Origin of the sequence: Lentzea sp. NPDC058436 (assembly GCF_042721515.1) — a bacterium.
GTDB lineage: Bacteria > Actinomycetota > Actinomycetes > Mycobacteriales > Pseudonocardiaceae > Lentzea.
In genome coordinates this window covers 666,874-682,115 of record NZ_JBHXLF010000001.1, presented here as the reverse complement: position 1 = coordinate 682,115, position 15,242 = coordinate 666,874, and the positions used below count along the sequence as shown (strand labels likewise).

The 15,242-nt window shown below is 68.0% G+C and carries 11 protein-coding genes; 3 read left to right on the top strand and 8 right to left on the bottom strand.

The window, feature by feature from the left end; all coding sequences use genetic code 11:
- Positions 1 to 2: 2 nt before the first annotated feature.
- The 6 genes from ACFWN2_RS02835 to ACFWN2_RS02810 all read right to left on the bottom strand — a co-directional run bounded on the left by ACFWN2_RS02835 (position 3) and on the right by ACFWN2_RS02810 (position 6,265).
- Positions 3 to 722 (bottom strand): SDR family NAD(P)-dependent oxidoreductase, encoded by a 720-nt coding sequence (locus ACFWN2_RS02835; protein WP_382424515.1) that lies wholly within the window; start codon positions 720 to 722, stop codon positions 3 to 5.
- Positions 715 to 1,488, bottom strand: a complete 774-nt coding sequence (locus ACFWN2_RS02830) for a hypothetical protein (protein ID WP_382424513.1) — start codon at positions 1,486 to 1,488, stop codon at positions 715 to 717. Before ACFWN2_RS02830 ends, ACFWN2_RS02835 begins: the two co-directional genes overlap by 8 nt.
- A complete protein-coding gene (locus tag ACFWN2_RS02825) occupies positions 1,488 to 2,216 on the bottom strand; it encodes a DUF2848 family protein (RefSeq protein WP_382424511.1) in 729 nt (242 codons plus the stop codon). The genes ACFWN2_RS02830 and ACFWN2_RS02825 overlap by 1 nt, the downstream gene beginning before the upstream one ends.
- A gap of 72 nt (positions 2,217 to 2,288) precedes the next feature.
- Entirely contained in the window at positions 2,289 to 2,669 is a 381-nt protein-coding gene (locus tag ACFWN2_RS02820) for a carboxymuconolactone decarboxylase family protein (RefSeq protein WP_382424509.1), read from the bottom strand.
- Positions 2,669 to 4,657, bottom strand: coding sequence for an FAD-dependent oxidoreductase (locus ACFWN2_RS02815; RefSeq protein WP_382424507.1), 1,989 nt, complete (start codon positions 4,655 to 4,657; stop codon positions 2,669 to 2,671). Before ACFWN2_RS02815 ends, ACFWN2_RS02820 begins: the two co-directional genes overlap by 1 nt.
- A gap of 3 nt (positions 4,658 to 4,660) precedes the next feature.
- The gene (locus ACFWN2_RS02810) at positions 4,661 to 6,265 is read right to left on the bottom strand and encodes an ABC transporter substrate-binding protein (RefSeq protein WP_382424505.1); all 1,605 of its coding nucleotides are present in this window, start codon (positions 6,263 to 6,265) and stop codon (positions 4,661 to 4,663) included.
- Positions 6,266 to 6,495: 230 nt separating this feature from the next.
- Between ACFWN2_RS02810 and ACFWN2_RS02805 the strand changes: the two genes are divergently transcribed.
- From ACFWN2_RS02805 to ACFWN2_RS02795, 3 genes are read left to right on the top strand one after another with little or no spacing between them, the layout of a single operon-like run.
- Entirely contained in the window at positions 6,496 to 8,463 is a 1,968-nt protein-coding gene (locus tag ACFWN2_RS02805; protein ID WP_382424503.1) for an FAD-dependent oxidoreductase, read from the top strand.
- 21 nt (positions 8,464 to 8,484) lie between these two features.
- Entirely contained in the window at positions 8,485 to 9,237 is a 753-nt protein-coding gene (locus tag ACFWN2_RS02800; protein ID WP_382424501.1) for an IclR family transcriptional regulator, read from the top strand.
- A 28-nt stretch (positions 9,238 to 9,265) separates the two neighbouring features.
- Complete coding sequence (locus tag ACFWN2_RS02795) at positions 9,266 to 10,132, top strand: HpcH/HpaI aldolase/citrate lyase family protein (RefSeq protein WP_382424499.1); 867 nt, start codon at positions 9,266 to 9,268, stop codon at positions 10,130 to 10,132.
- Between the two features lie 163 nt (positions 10,133 to 10,295).
- Here the strand turns inward: ACFWN2_RS02795 and ACFWN2_RS02790 are convergent, their stop codons facing one another.
- Positions 10,296 to 13,928: a hypothetical protein gene (locus ACFWN2_RS02790; protein WP_382424497.1), complete on the bottom strand. Its 3,633-nt coding sequence runs from the start codon at positions 13,926 to 13,928 to the stop codon at positions 10,296 to 10,298.
- Positions 13,929 to 14,010: 82 nt separating this feature from the next.
- Positions 14,011 to 15,108: a hypothetical protein gene (locus ACFWN2_RS02785; RefSeq protein WP_382424495.1), complete on the bottom strand. Its 1,098-nt coding sequence runs from the start codon at positions 15,106 to 15,108 to the stop codon at positions 14,011 to 14,013.
- Positions 15,109 to 15,242: the final 134 nt, after the last annotated feature.

The window sequence follows — 15,242 nt, the reverse complement described above, 5'->3', positions numbered from 1 at the left end:
GGTCACAGCACACTCACCCCTCCGTCGACGCACACGGTGTGTCCGGTGACCATGGCCGCGTCCGGTGAGGCGAGCCAGCGCACCGCGGCCGCGACCTCCTCGGGGCGCACCACCCGTCCCAGCGGGATGGAGGCGAGCTTCGCGGCCATGTAGGTCACGTTGTCGAGCACGTCCGCCGTCATCGGGCTCGGCACGATGGTCGGCGCCACGGCGTTCACGCGGATCCGCGCGCCCGCCCACTCCAGCGACAGGATCTTGGTCAGCTGGATGATCCCGGCCTTGGTCACGCCGTACATCGCGGAGCCCGCGATCGCGACCAGCCCGCCGGTCGAGGCCATGTTGACGACGTTGCCACCGTGGACCGCCAGCACCGGGTGGACGGCCTGGCACATCCGGAACGTGCCGTTGAGGTTGATCTCCACGACGTCGTGCCACACCTCCTCCGGCATGGTCTCCGTCGCGCCTCTGGCGTTGATGCCCGCGTTGTTCACCAGCAGGTCCACGGTTCCGGCGTAGGACACCGCCTCGGCGACGGCCGCACGGCAGGAGTCACCGGAACGCAGGTCGAGCTCCACGGCGTGCTTCGCGCTCGCCGGTGCCGCTCCCCCGAGGTCCGCCGCGACGACCAGGTACCCGTGTGCCGCGAGGTCGTCGCACACCGCGGTGCCGATCCCGCCGGCCGCTCCGGTGACGAGGGCGACCGGTTGCCTCTCCTCAGACATGGACCACTCCGCTCCACTCGGCACGGGCCTTCTCGGGCAACGGCAGTCCGCCCAGGCGGACGTCCGGGCTCAGCGGCTCGTCGATCCCCGCCAGCCGCAGCAGGGCCCACAACGTCACGAGGTTGCTGCTGATCGCCGGCAGTCCGGTCTGCTGCTCGATCGCGACCAGCGAGTCGAGCGTGCGCCAGTTGGTGCAGCTGATCGCGACGGTGTCGGCGCCGGACACGTCGAGCGCCGTCGCGGCCTGGAAGCTCGCGGCCGGCTCTAGCCGGCCTTTGTCCAAATTCGACAGGATCTCCAGGTCGTTGCGGGCCGTGACCTCGAACCCCGCCTGGTTCAGGTAGGCGACCGCGCCGTCGGCGACGGGACGGACGTACGGCGTCGCGAGCGCGATCCGCTGCGACGACAACGCTGTCAGCGCGGCGACGAGCGCGATGCTCGTCGTCACGATCGGAATGCCGTGCGCACGGGTCAGTCCGTCGCACGTGGCCTGGTCGGAGTCGCGGCCGCCGAGGAAGCTGCCCGAGGTGCACGCGTAGGCGATCGCGGTCACCCCGGCCGAGGCGAGCTCGGCGACGGCGCGGTCGAGGTGGTTGTGCATCGCGAGCAGGCTCGCGACCTTCTCCTCCTCCGAGGAGACCTCCGCGACAGCCACCCGGCTGGAGAACACCGCGACGTCGCGCGGCAGGAACGCCGCGAACTCCGGTTCGACGGTCGTGTTGGTGGAGGGCACGACGATGCCCACGCGTGCTCTGCGCCCGTACATCAGCTGCCTCCCGGCACGAGCGGGACGCGGTACCCGTCGCGGATCTCGGCGAGCAGGTCGACGGTCTCGTAGGTGACGTCGATGCCCTCCCCCGTGCGCGAGTCGCGGAGGCTGCCCGTCCAGTTCGTGCCGTACCGGATGGTGTTGTCGACGCTCGTGTAGGTGCCGCAGTAGACGAGGTACGACGACGGCAGGGACCCGACGCGTTCGGTCAGGATCTGCACGATCTTGTCGGGCGGGAGGAACACCGACGCGTTCACGCGCTGGTACAGCTCACCGTCCACAGTGCACTCAAGGACCAGGTCGTCCCAGTGCGGCGCGATGTCGTTCCAGCGCCACACCTTCCCGCCCAGCACGCTCGGGCAGTACTGCTTGGCCCAGATGATGCTGTGCTTCTCCAGCACGCGGTCGGTGTGGTCCGACCCGACGCCGAGGTGGATCTCGCCCTCGTGGACCACGAGCACCAGTTCGACCTCACCGGACGTCGTCGCGCTGTGCACGCCGATCCGGTCGTCGGTGGTCACGGAGTTCACCGACATCGGGTAAATCCGCGGGGCGGGAATGTCGAACGCGATCCGCACGCCGACGTCGGCCACCTCCTGCTGGTGCGCGCGGGCCGCGTCGGGGTCGACCGTCGCGGACCCCAGGTTGTAGAGGCGTCGCGGGGTCGTGACGAGCGTCTGCGGTTCCTCGCCCTTCCTCAGGACTCCGAGCGTGAAGGTGGTCACCCGCTGATCCTCGATTCGCAGTAGTGCCAAGGGAGAAGGCCGTCCCGCGGGGCGCGCGGGACGGCGTGGTCGTCAGCTCTCGTCGAAGACGCGGTGCAGCACCTGGGTGGCTTCCTCGATGGCAGGCATGCCGGCGGGCAGCCCGGCGAGCGAGATCGCCTCCAGCACCTCACGACGGCTCGCTCCGTTGGCGACGGCGCGGCGAGCGAAGTGGATGATGCCGTCCGGGTCGCCCTTGGTCGCCGTGGCGACGCCGACCAGGACGAGGTAGCGGGTCTTGAGCTCCAGCGCCCTCGGCTGGTCGGCGAACAGCAACTCGGACGCGAGGGCGTCGTAGCGGCTCAGGATCTCCGGGTCGACCTCGTCGAGCAGTTCGTGCACCGGCAGCACGTACCCGCGCTTGGCCCGCACTCGCGCGAGCGCCTCGGAGTCCGTGTTCTCGGTGGTGGTCATCAGATTTCCCTTCCGGCGAGTTCGCCTTCCCAGATGGCGTTGAACACGCGGCGCGGCGACACGCTGTCGCCGATCGCGCGCACGGGCACAACGCCCTGCAATTCGTGGAACAGGGCGTCTTCCGCCTTGTTGCCGGTGCTGAGCACCACCGCGTCCACGTCTTCGTGCACAGTGGACTCACCGGTCCACACGTCGGCCAGGGTCACCCTGTCCTCGTCCACCCCCACCAGCTCGTGGTCGGTGAGGAACTTGACGCCCTTGCCCCGGATGCGCCGGTAGGTGGCCTGCAGGTCACGGCTGGCCTCCAGGTCCGGGGACACCTGCGGCAGCCGGGTCACGATGGTGACCTTGTGCCGCAGGTCCGCGAGGTGCTCGGCGACGACGACGGCCTGGCGTGCGCCCGTGTCGTCGAAGACGAACACCGTCGGGCCCAGTTCGGCCTTGCCGGCCATCACCTCGTTGATCGAGTAGACGTTCCACTGGTCGGCGCCCGGCACGATCGAGCCGTCGCCCCACGACGCGGGACGCAGCGAGCTCCAGCCGTGCTTGAGCGGGGTCGAGCCGGTGGCGACGACGACCTCGTCGAACCCGGCCAGGTCGTCGGCCTCCGCCCGGTGCGAGAGCTTGACCTCGACCTGGGTCTCGCCGATCTGCGAGATCAGCCAGTCGGTGATGCCCTGCCACTCGGCGTAGGTCTCCGAACGGGCCATCAGCGCGACCTGGCCGCCCAGCTCGTCGTTCTGCTCGAACAACGTGACCGAGTGACCTCGTTGCGCGGCGGTCAAAGCAGCGCGCAGACCGGCGGGGCCACCGCCGACCACGGCGACGCGCTTGCTGTCCGGCGCCTTCTTCAGCGTGCCGACGCCGAGCTCCGACTCCCGTGCCACGGCGGGGTTGTGGATACACGCCAGCGGCGAGTTGACGATCGAGGCGAGGCACCAGTTCGACCCGACGCACGGCCTGATCGACGTGGCCGCGTTCCTCATGGCCTTGTTCGGCCACTCCGGGTCCGCGATCAGCGTGCGGGTCATGCCGACCATGTCGGCGTCACCGCGCTCCAGCAACGCCTCGGCGAGCTCCGGGGTGTTGATCCGGCCGACGGCCACCACCGGGATGTCCGGCAGCGCCGCCTTGATCCGCGCGGTGTCTTCGAGCTGGAACCCGGCGGGCTGGGGCGTCGCGCCGTAGATGTTCATGCGTTCCACGTAGGTGCCCGCGGTGACCGACACGTAGTCGACGAGCCCGGTGTCCGTGATCGCCTTCGCGATCTCGGTCCAGTCCGCGTTGGTCAGTCCACCCGGGACGTCGCCGTCCGACCCGTTGATGCGGACGCCGACGATCCGGTCCGGCCCCACCTCGTCGCGGGTCCTGCGGATGATGTCGAGGATCAGCCGCAGCCGGTTCTCGAAGTTGCCGCCGTACTGGTCGGTGCGGTGGTTGGTCGCCGGCGAGAGGAACTGGCCGAGCAGGTAACCATGCGCGAGGCCGTGCACCTCGACGCCGTCGAGACCGCCTTCGGCCGCGTACCTCGCCGCGAGCACGTAGCCGTTGATCAGCTCGTCGATCTCGGACTGGGTGAGGACGTGCGGCATCTCGCGGTAGACGGTGCAGGGCACCGAGGACGGCGCCCAGACCGGCAGGCGGTTGACCGTGCCACTGGTCTCCCTGCCGCGGTGCCAGGGCTGGGCCAGCAGAAGGCATCCGTGCTCGTGCACGGCCGCCGCGAGCTTGCGGTAGTTGTCGATGACCGCGCGGTCGAACGCGAAGATCTTGCCCTTGTACGGCTGCGTGGTGGGGTGGACCGCCATCGCCTCCATGGTGATGACGCCGACTCCGCCGCGAGCGCGCTCCGCGTAGTAGTGCACGTGCGCGTCGCTGAAGTTGTGGTCCTTCACCAACTGGGTGCTGTGGGCGGTCATCCAGACGCGGTTCTTGGCCGTCTTCTGGCCGATCCGCATCGGACTGAACAGGTTCGGGTAGTCGCTCATTCGTCAGCCCTGCTTGAGAGTGTGGACGAACATTTCGCCGTTCGGCGCGTGCTGGTAGTTCGTCAGGCCCTTGCGCACCGCGTGCACGAAGTCGCGGTCGACGAGGTAGATGAAGCCGGGGTGGTTCGCCTGGATCTCGGCGGCCTTCTGCACGAGCGCGTCGCGCTCCGCTCCCGGACTGGTCCTGCCGACCTGGGCGGTGACCGAGTCGAGTTCCGCGTCGACGTAGCCGAAGGTGTTGAGCTTGCTCTTCGACGAGTTGTAGAGGAACAGCGAGTAGTACGGGTCGGCCACGGCGGGCGGTTCGAGATAGAGCAGCGCCTGGAAGTTGCCGTCGTGGAAGACCGTGTTGATCTCGGTCGCGCTGGCCAGGGTCTGGATCTTGACCTCGATGCCGACCTGACGCAGCTGGCTCTGCAGCAGGATCGCGATCTGCTCGGCCTCGGCGCCGGGACGCGCGGGGCTGATGTGCAGCGTGATCGACAGCTGGCCGACGCCGGCGGCGGTCAGCAGCTTCTTGGCCTCGTCGACGTTGTAGGTGTACTTCGCGGCGTTGGGGAGGTCGAGGCCGTAGGCGGCGCTCACGGTCGCGTCGGCGGGCTTGTTGAAGCCGCGGTAGACCGCGTCGACGATCGTCTTGCGGTCGATCGCGAGTGAGATCGCCTTGCGCACCTCGTTCTTGCCGAGCACCGGGTCCTTGGCGTTGAGCACCAACGGGATCCGGTCCGCCGAGACGCACTCCTGCACGTCGATGGCGGTGTTGCCCTTCAGCTGCGCGTACTGCTCGTACTGCAGGCCGGTGGCGTAGGAGGCGTTGCCGGTGGACAGCAGCTGCGCGCGGCTCGCCGGGTCGGCGACACCGACGAACACGAGCTTCTCGACGTCGCCGCGCTCGCCCGCGTAGTTCGGGTTCTTGGTCAGCGTGAGGCGGTCACCGGAGACGAAGTCGCCCGCGGCGTGGGTCCAGGGGCCGAACGTCGAGGCGTTGCGGGACACGAAGGCCTTGCCCCACGGGTCCTCGGCGGTGACGTTCTTCTTGATCTCGGTGCTGTCGAGGATCCGGAACTGCGCCCACGTCAGGATCGCGATGTCCATCGCGGACGGGTTGTCCATCAGGATCTCGAAGTTGCGGTCGTCCACGACCTTGATCGGGTCGGCGGCCCAGTCCGCGACGTCCTGCATGAGCGTGTTGGGCGTGCCGACCTTCAGCTGGATGAGCCTGTCGATCGTCCACTTGACGTCGTTCGAGGTCAGCGTGTTGCCCGCAGCGCTGCGGGACTCCTTCAGCTTGACCTTGACGACCTTGCCGTCGGCGCTGCGCTCGTAGGACTCGGCGAGCTCGCCCTGGATCTGGTCGACCTTGGCGAGGGCGTCGCAGCCCTGCTTCGGCAGGCCCTCGGTGCCCCAGCGGAACAGCGAGCTGCCGAGCTCGAAGCCGATGTTGCGCGACGGGTCGCCCTGGTAGTCGGCGGGGTCGAGGCTGGTGGGAAGACCCGTGATCGCGTAGGTGAACGTGGTGCCGGCCTTGGGCCTCTCCTGGGCGGCTCCACCACCTCCGCAAGCCGCCAGCGCGAACGCCGCGACGACCGCCAGCGCCGCTGGACGCACGACACCAGGTCGGACGGTGCCGGCTCCAGATGTTCGGGCAAGTGATCTCCGAGTCATCAAACCTCACCTTGTTCCGGTCAACGGGAAGGGGCTACGCTCCTGTCCCACTCTCAGAACTCGGTGACGGGCTGTCAAGCCTTCATCGAAAACTAATTGAAACCGCAACAAGGGTCCACATGCGATTCAACATCAATTTCTGTTGGTCCTGAACGATTTCGGAGGGTCGTTGGATGACTACTCGTTCACGTCTGCACGAGACAGTCCACAGCGGACGTCTCACGCTGCGTAATCGTCTTGTCATGCCGGCGCACACGACCAACTTCGCGGCCGACGGGGTGTTCTCCGCCCGGCACCTCGCCTACCACCGGGCACGGGCGGCCGGCGGGGTCGGGCTGATCATCACCGAGGGGATGCGCGTCCACCCGACGAGCCTCGGGCGCACCAACACCGTGTCCGCGTTCGACGACGCCGTGATCCCGTCGCTGGCCGAGCTGGTGGCGACCGTGCACGCCGAGGGCGCGAAGCTCGCCGCACAGCTGCTGCACGTCGGCAGGCAGTCGGGCGGGCACAACATGCTGACCCCGGCCTGGGCCGCCTCGCCCATCCCCTGGTCCTCGACCGCCGCCGTGCCGCACCAGATGACCACCGCCGAGATCGCCGAGCTGGTCACGGCCTTCGGCGCCGCCGCACGCCGGGTGGCCACCGCCGGGGTCGACGCCGTCGAGGTCCACCTGGGCCACGGGCACCTGCTCCAGCAGTTCCTGTCGCCCGCGACGAACCAGCGCACCGACCGCTACGGCGGCAGCCTCGCGAACCGGCTGCGCCTCACCCACGAGGTGCTCGACTCGGTCGCGGCGTCGTTGCCCGGCGGGATGCCGGTGATCCTGCGGATCAGCGCGGACGAGTTCATCGAGGGCGGACTCGGCGTCGAGGAGATGCTCACCGCCGTCGGCCTCGTCGTCCAGGACCACGAGATCGACGTGCTGCACGTGAGCCACTCGGCGTACGTGGGCAGCGCGAGCATCGCGACGCAGATGGCCGACATGAGCTTTCCCCCGCTGCCCTTCCGGCATCTCCCCCGCGCGTTCAAGAAGGCGTTCCCGCAGCTCAGCGTGCTGGCGGTGGGTCGTGTCGACACCCTCGCGAACGCCGAGAGCCTCGTCGTGGACGGTGACGCCGACCTGGTCGCGCTGGCCCGTCCGCACATCGCGAACCCGAACCTCTCGCTCCCCTTGGTGACCGAGCCCACCCGCGAGTGCATCGCGTGCAACCAGGGCTGCGCGGGCAGGCTGGAGGCGGGGCTGCCGATCAGCTGCGTGGTCAACCCCGAGGCCGGTCTGGAACGGGAGTGGGACGCGCTGCGCACCGCCGCACGGCGCGGTGAGCACGGCAGGGTCCTCGTCGTCGGAGGCGGACCGGCGGGACTCGAAGCGGCGATCGCGGCCGCCTCCGCAGGCCACCACGCCACCCTCGTCGAGGCGGAGGAGTCGCTCGGCGGTGCTCTCCGGCTCGCCGCCGCGCTGCCGATGCGGGCCGAGTTCGGCCGGTTCATCACCGAGGCGGAGGCGCTGGCACGCCACCTCGGGGTCGACGTGAAGCTCGGTGTGCGGGCCGACGACCAGTTGCTCGCCGACGGCTGGGACCACGTCGTCCTCGCCACCGGAGCCGTGGACGTGCCGGACACCCGGTTCGCCGCGCTGCCGCTCGCCACGGCCATCTCCGATCCCGGCAGCACCGGCGGCCACGTCGTGCTGATCGACGAGGACGGCACCACGACCGCACTCGCCGTCGCCGACCTGCTGCTGACCCGCGGCTGCCGGGTCACGCTGCTGACCGACCGCCCCGCGCTGTCGTGGCGCGTGCCCGTCTACACCCGGCCGGCTCTGCTGCAACGGTTGACCGGACGTGGTTTCAGCGCCGTGCTGATGCGCACGGCGGTGCGTCTCGACGACGGCGTGCTGACTTACGCGGACCCGCTGTCGGGCGAGAACGGCGAGCTGGACAATGTCTCGTCTGTGATCACCATTCGTCAGAGGTCCGCGGGCGCTCCACTGGACCACCGCGGCGTGGTGGTGGGCGATGCCTGCGCACCGCGCACAGCGCTCGAAGCCGCGTTCGAAGGCAGGCTCGCCGGCCTCTCGGCAGCGGACACCCCCGACGTGCGCGCCGCGGCTGCCCCGCTGCGCGGCCGTCTCTGAACAGGAACCGGAAGGACGACCATGCAGGCGGTCGAACGGGTCTCAGCGGTGCTGCTGAGCTTCACCGAGTCAAGCCGCGACCTCGGCGTCACCGAGATCGCGGAAGCGGTCAACCTTCCCAAGAGCGCGGTGCACCGCATCCTGGAGGCGCTGACGAAGTCCGGGCTGCTCGCCAAGGACCCCGAGCGGAGCAAGTACAGCCTCGGCCCGCGGCTCATGGAGCTGAGCCTGGCCTCCCTGGGGTCCATGGACATCCGGACGCTCTCGCAACCGGTCATGGAGGACGTCCGCGACGCCGTCGGCGAGACCGTCACGCTGAGCTTCGTCGTGGGCAAGGAACGCATGTACGTCGCCCAGGTCGAGAGCAAGCAGGACGTCCGGATGACCGTCGAGGTCGGCAGACGGGCGCCCCTGTACGCCGGTGCGTCGGGCAGGGCGATCCTGATGACGTTCTCCCCCGCCGACCTGGACAACTACTTGGCGGGCGTGGACCTCGCGCCGTTGACCGAGCGCACGATCCGGGACCGCACCACGTTGCGTTCGATGCTGGACGTCGACCGTCGCCGCGGCTATTCGGTGAGCCGCGGCGAACGCGACTCCTACGCCGCCGCCGTCGCCGCGCCGATCGTCGCCAGGGGCAACCGCGCCATCGGCTGCTTCAGCATCTGCGGCCCGCACGAACGGCTCAAGGACGCGGTGGCCGAGACCTTGGGACCGGTCGTCACCGAGGCCGCCGCGAAGATGTCAGCCCTGCTCAGGGGAAACAGCGACTGAGCAGGGTTCGTGAACTGGAGGGTGCGCGATGCCGGACAAGACCGCTCTGCCGGGAAGAAGCTATCTCTACGTCCCCGGTCACCGGGACAGCCGCCACGAGCGCGCGCTGCACAGCGGCGCGGACGACGTGATCCTCGACCTGGAGGACGCGGTCCCCGCCGAGGCCAAGGAGCAGGCGCGGTCGGCGTGCGCCAGGCTCGTCGCCACCCCCGGCGGGCCCTCCCGCCTGTGGGCACGGGTGAACTCGCACCCGGAACACCTGGCGGCCGACCTCGCCGCCGTAGTGTCACCGTCCCTCACCGGCGTCTGGGTGCCCAAGGCCGAGCCCGCGCTGCTGGCCGAGGTCGACGAGAGGCTCACCGCCCTCGAACGCGACGCGGGCATCCCGGCCGGCACGACCGCGGTGATCGCACTGGTGGAGACGGCGGTGGGCGTGCTGCGAGCGGAACAGCTGTGCCAGGCACCCCGTGTGATGCGCCTCGGCATCGGGGAGGCGGACCTCGCGGGCGAGCTGCGGCTGCGCCCCGACGACTCGTCGAACCAGCTGCACGGCGTACGCCTCGCCGTCGTGCTCGCGAGCGCTGCCGCCGGACTCGCACCTCCCGTCGGCCCGGTGGAGATCTCAGTGCACGACGAGGACCGTCTCCGCGCCTCCACGACCGTGTTGCTGCGTCAGGGTTTCCGGGCTCGGACGGCGTTGCACCCGCGCCAGGTGCCGGTGATCAACGACGTCTTCACGCCTACTTCGCGGGAGGTCGAGGAGGCCACCGCGTTGCTCGCCGTGTTGGACGAGGCGCAGCGGCGGGGGCAGGCCACGGCGGTCGACCCGGCCGGGCGCCTCGTTGATCCTGCGGTGGTGCGCAGCGCTTGGGAGGTGCTCGACCGGGCGCGGTGAGGTCGGTCTAGAGGTGTACCACCCGCTATCACCTCTCCGAGGCGCCAGCTCGACACCGCGCCGCCAGGCAGAAGTGGTGCCCGCAGACCGACCCGCAGACATGGAGCGGTTCCCGAACAGGCTCGCCGCGATGGCCGCCTCAAGTTCAGGCTACGAGTTCCTGCTACTCGTCGTGATCATCCTCAGCCTCTCGATCCCAGTACCGCCCCTCTGACGAGAGGTCCTCTGCGTGGTCGCGAAGGACCTGGGCGGTGTACGGCCACTTTCGCTCGACCTTGCTCGCCCACGTCTTGTACTGTTCCGCGGTCCTGCGCTCCTGCTGACCTCCGTCGTACACGCCCCGCCAGGAGACGTTTCGGTTGTTCGCTAGACCGAGCGCGAAACCGTTCCTCAGATAGTGGCCGTCAGCGAGGTCGAGGATGTCGCGAACAGCCTCAACCGGCCAGGCTCCGTCCTCACCGTCAGGCCCAGCAGAGATCAACGATCCAATGGCTCGATCACCGCTGGGTTGCATGCTCAACTCTGCCAGTGCCCGCCGAACGTGCTGGACCCATTCGAGCAGACGCGAAGAGTCCACTCGATCTTCGGTCTGGCCGGGCACACAACGCAGACGTTGTCCGGTCATGAAGAACGGCATTGCTTTGGGGTTCAACTTCTCGGTCGGCAGGAAGCGGAACTGGTGCAGCTCGACGAACGCCTGCGGGTCGGCCGCGATCCGTTCCAGCAGTGCTCGCGGCTCCCTGTCGTGGAACAGGTTGGCGAACGCGATCTCCCAGCGAGCCACCGCACTCACGTCATGCCCGACCTCGTACAGGTAGGTCAGGAGACTACCCACTTCGTACCCAGTGTTGGAGTTGAGCCGATGCGGGAAGTTCAGCAGGGCGTCGAAAGTGGCCTCCACGAGTTCTGACGAAGGCCTCCACTCATCGCCCGGTCCGTGGAGCGCCACTGACAACGCGTCGACAACCGCCTCAGGCCGGTCATGACCAAGGATCTCGATCAGGTACTCCTCCGGTCGCTCCGCGGGAAACGGGAAAGCCGGAGTCTGCAACCAGAACCGACTGCGGACGTCCTCCCTCTCCGCTGCGACCAGTCCATGCGCCAACTCGACCGGCAGAGCCAGGTAGAACGCTGTCCGAGCAGCTGACTCATCGGGAAGTGCGGACACTGCCTCCTCGGCCCAACGGCTCCCACCCTCCTGTGCCCGGCACCGAACCCACCCGCAGGCGAACTGGTCTCCCAGCATCGAGAAAACGGCATCCCTCACCGTGTCTCCCTCGACCTGCGCAAGTGTCCAACCGACCAGGTCTCCACGCGCACTCACCGCCGCAAGACACGCCAGGCCAACGACGCCTTGGCGGTCCAACTCTTCCGCGACGACCTCACGCCGCAACTGATCAACAGCAGCGCGGTGGCTTTCGAGGTCAGTCGAATCGATGCCGGGCAGGTTGGGACGCCAGCCGAACAACCAGGCGTGCCGGGTCGAGTCGGAACCCGGTTCAATCCTGTCCACAAAGGATGACAAACGGCGGATGTGCGGTGATGAGAGATGTGGGTCTGCGTCAGCGCCGCTCAACTCGCGGTTGACGACTTTGCGCCCGGCCTCCCAAAGATTCCGGGTTCCACCAGAACCGAGGTCTTCCAAATCGATCGCCTCAAGAGCGATCAGAAACCGCTCCCGAACGGTCTGCGGAAGCCACATCATCCTGGGCAGGAACTCCGCCCAGCGCCGAGGCTCTGCGGACAGGTCTGCCAACACAGCGTTGTAGACCTCCTTCCAGTACTCCTCCACTCCGTCCGACGACATCTGCATTGCGCCTACCCAGTCGGTTCGCACACGCGGGCGCTCCGGATACATCAGAAAACCGCCGGGCTCAGTCAAGTCCATCAGCAACCGCCACCCCACCAGAGGATGGCGTGCTCGAATCTGGTTGATGATCTCCGCGCGACGGTCCAGGGGCACCGGGGTCACCGGTTGTTGGGTCAGAGCGTTCACCAGAGCCTGTGCGGGCCGGTTGCTCCACTGCCCGCCAGGGTCGACATCAGCAAGACGGGCAAGCACCAGCACCGCCCGTGTGCCGTGCTCTTTGCTCCACAGCAGCGCGTCCAGCGCCCACTGCAGCCCGCTGTGAGCGGAGTGTCGGAACGACGTTTGATCACCAGTGTCTTCGAACATCCCCCGCAGCAACGGATTGTCACCCTGTAGGCCACTCTCTACCGCATCGAGGAACACTCGTGGACACGCTTCAGCGAGCAGGGAGAGGACGTCGCTGAGCGAACGCCACAGCAAGCACGTGGCATCCTCGCTGGCCTTTCTCAACAGCTGGACGACGACGCGTGCTGCGTGGTTCTCGGCGGCATCGCCGGCAACCATGATGCTTCCGGCATCGCCCAGACGCGCCAGTCCATGGGCAAGTCCCTCGCGCAGTTCGCCAGACCACTTCCTGCCGATGCCCTTCAATCCGGCCGACATCGCCTCGAAGTCGGGCAGCGAGCGGACAGGATCGATCTCGCTCAGGACCTCGACGGTCGTTTCGCCGAACTGCCGAAGGCCAGTTTCCGTCACCACGGCCATCAACTCGGACAGCGCGTCATAGGGATCGGCAAGCTGCCACCGAGATCCGCTGCGGTGGACCAGCGGATCTCCGGAAGCCGCGGTGGCCGTGACGAACCGGACGACATCGTCGTAGTCAGTCCCGGTGATGCGCGCGATCGCCGCCTGGTCGGCCTGGTTGCTCGTGGACCACCTGCTCACGAGCACCAGCCGTGCCGCGATCGCCGAGTCCGGAGGCCTCGTCCAGGCCGGGCGCGGCTCGTTCGGGTGGAGCCTGCGCGTCACCGCACGAAGGCTGCGCCGAAGCAGGCCAGCGCGCTCATCTGCTAGGTGCAGGGGCATTCCGCGCTCCCGGAACGCATCACGTACCTGATCACGCGGCAGCCGTGGCAGAACGATGGCACCGTCCTCCCGACGCACGAAGCCGTCGCGCGCGATGATCACATGCCTGGCATTCTGCAGCTGCCGGACGGGAACGTTCTCGCCCACCACGACAGCCGGGAAAGACGGCGGAATCCTCGCAGCATGCTCCCAGCCGGCTTCGGACGTCACGAGCACCGCGCGGTGGTGCGGGTTGTGGCCGTCCAGAACGGCTGCTACGAACGCGGCGACTTCGTCCGTCGTCTGCCCTTGGACGACCAGGTTTCCGGGCGGTCCTGCCAACCAGGACCGCAGTTTCTCCGCAGAGGCCTCTCGGCCGATGAGAACAACGTTCGTCGGAAGCTCCGAGCCGGCGAGCGGCGACTGCTCGCGGTTCCACGTTGCCAGGTCCCTGATGCCCTCTCGGACTCCGATCCCGAGCTCAGGAGCGGCGCTGATCAACCGCTCGATCAGACCTGGAAACACGTGCGGGTCGCGGTAGGTCAGCTTGACGTACTGGCAGTTGGCAAGTTCCCGCAGATCACTGGGCAGGTCGGACGCCTTGAGCTTGAAGCGGCTGTCCTCAAGCACGGGGATCACGGGCTTGCCAGCGGCGAGCACCGTCGCGATCTCCCGCCTGACCACGTCGTCGGGTTGGAACAGCCGCGATCCGAACTCGGTCAGCCACTTGTCGCCGATCACCGCGATCATCGCCGAGCAGTTCTCCACCGCGCGCCAGAGAATAGGGTCATAGTCGTGCCCGAGGTCAATGGATCTGCTGGAGCGGAACACTCGATCCGGACCGAAGACAGCACAGAGCTCAGCATCCAGCCAGGCGGCCTTGTTCTCGTCATCGCCCTTGCGGAAGTTGATGAACAGCATGCCGACGAGGGTGCCTTGGCTCTTCCTGCGGCACCACTGGTTTCCCGTTGCCTATCGCTGTAGATCCATCAGATGCGGATGTTCAGACGTCCTGGTGAGGAAGTGCGGCCAAGCGGAGCAGGAGCTTCGAAGTCGCGTTGAGCTCCGCAGCGACCGAGCCGAGTGTGGAGTCGGCCGGTAGCTGAAACCGAGCACCGAACATGCATTCGTTACGCTGCTGGGCCTGTTTCTCGCCGAACCCGATGCCGAGATGGCGCGGGCCACCGTCGGCGACCATCTGTTGCCATGCTGCGCGATCGTGCGGGGCTTTGGGATTGGCAGAAGTGGTCACCCAGTCATCTCGCGCCTCCTCCATCGTCGGCCAGAGCGAGCGCAGGTAGGCCCAGTCGAAGCCCGCAGACGTGCACACGTCCTGCTGCATCAGACAAACTTTGACGGACGGGCCTTGGACGCTTCGCCACGTGGAATCGCCCGTAACTTTGGGGTACGCCTGGACACTAAGCCGTTCCTCTGCCTCGACGTGAACCCGGTAGCTCGTCTTCCGAGCGGGCGCATGCAGCCTCGCGACCCAGCTCTGACCAGCGGATGAGCTCATCAGGTCGTGCTCGACGCCAGCTGGAGGTTGCAGCTGGCGGTACACCCAAGCCATCCGGGCACGCATGGCGATCACGAACCCTTCGCCGTCCCGCAAGTCGTTCCACCGGGTGTCCGCGGAAAGACGAGGCATCTCACCGTCCACGTAGAACAGCCAGGCAGACGCCGTCTCGGCGACTGTGGGGTCACTGCTGCCAGCGAAGGCCCGCAACAGGTCTTCCCAGCGCACTGAGCGCCACCCTGCGGATCTTGGGGCATCGATCGGGAAATGCTCCAGGGTGATCAGCACGTGGTGTGGGACGTTCAGGTAGTGGTCGCGGTACCGCTGCAGCTGACCGAGCCCGAGGCCGGACAGGACCTTCGCCTCGGCGACGCAGCGCTTGTCGCCGCCTGCGGAGATGAGCAGGTCGACACGACCACCGCTGCCAGCCGGTGCCTCGCGCTCGACGGAGACGTCGGTGGGAGAGTCGCCTAGGCCAAGCAGGTCGGCGACCGGGTGCGGGTCCAGCTCGATCAGCGCTGCAAGGAGGTCGCTCCACTTGTTCTCGGCGCCCAGCGGCACCAGGTGGCGGATCGGCTTGTTCATGGCACTACCTCCGCGAGCACGATCAACCAAGCGTCGACTTCAGTCAAGTGGAGAACCACGGAAGTGCCGCACGGTCAGCCGCCGTACAGGTGCGCGACTTCGCTCTGCGGATCGCAGGACACCGCTGACGTTCA

Excerpts from the sequence above, each read along its gene's own strand:
- ACFWN2_RS02785 (WP_382424495.1), bottom strand. The coding sequence starts at position 15,108 with ATGAACAAGCCGATCCGCCACCTGGTGCCGCTGGGCGCCGAGAACAAG.
- ACFWN2_RS02815 (WP_382424507.1), bottom strand. The coding sequence starts at position 4,657 with ATGAGCGACTACCCGAACCTGTTCAGTCCGATGCGGATCGGCCAGAAG.
- ACFWN2_RS02805 (WP_382424503.1), top strand. The coding sequence starts at position 6,496 with ATGACTACTCGTTCACGTCTGCACGAGACAGTCCACAGCGGACGTCTC.
- ACFWN2_RS02800 (WP_382424501.1), top strand. The coding sequence starts at position 8,485 with ATGCAGGCGGTCGAACGGGTCTCAGCGGTGCTGCTGAGCTTCACCGAG.
- ACFWN2_RS02820 (WP_382424509.1), bottom strand. The coding sequence starts at position 2,669 with ATGACCACCACCGAGAACACGGACTCCGAGGCGCTCGCGCGAGTGCGG.
- ACFWN2_RS02830 (WP_382424513.1), bottom strand. The coding sequence starts at position 1,488 with ATGTACGGGCGCAGAGCACGCGTGGGCATCGTCGTGCCCTCCACCAAC.
- ACFWN2_RS02790 (WP_382424497.1), bottom strand. The coding sequence starts at position 13,928 with ATGCTGTTCATCAACTTCCGCAAGGGCGATGACGAGAACAAGGCCGCC.
- ACFWN2_RS02835 (WP_382424515.1), bottom strand. The coding sequence starts at position 722 with ATGTCTGAGGAGAGGCAACCGGTCGCCCTCGTCACCGGAGCGGCCGGC.
- ACFWN2_RS02795 (WP_382424499.1), top strand. The coding sequence starts at position 9,266 with ATGCCGGACAAGACCGCTCTGCCGGGAAGAAGCTATCTCTACGTCCCC.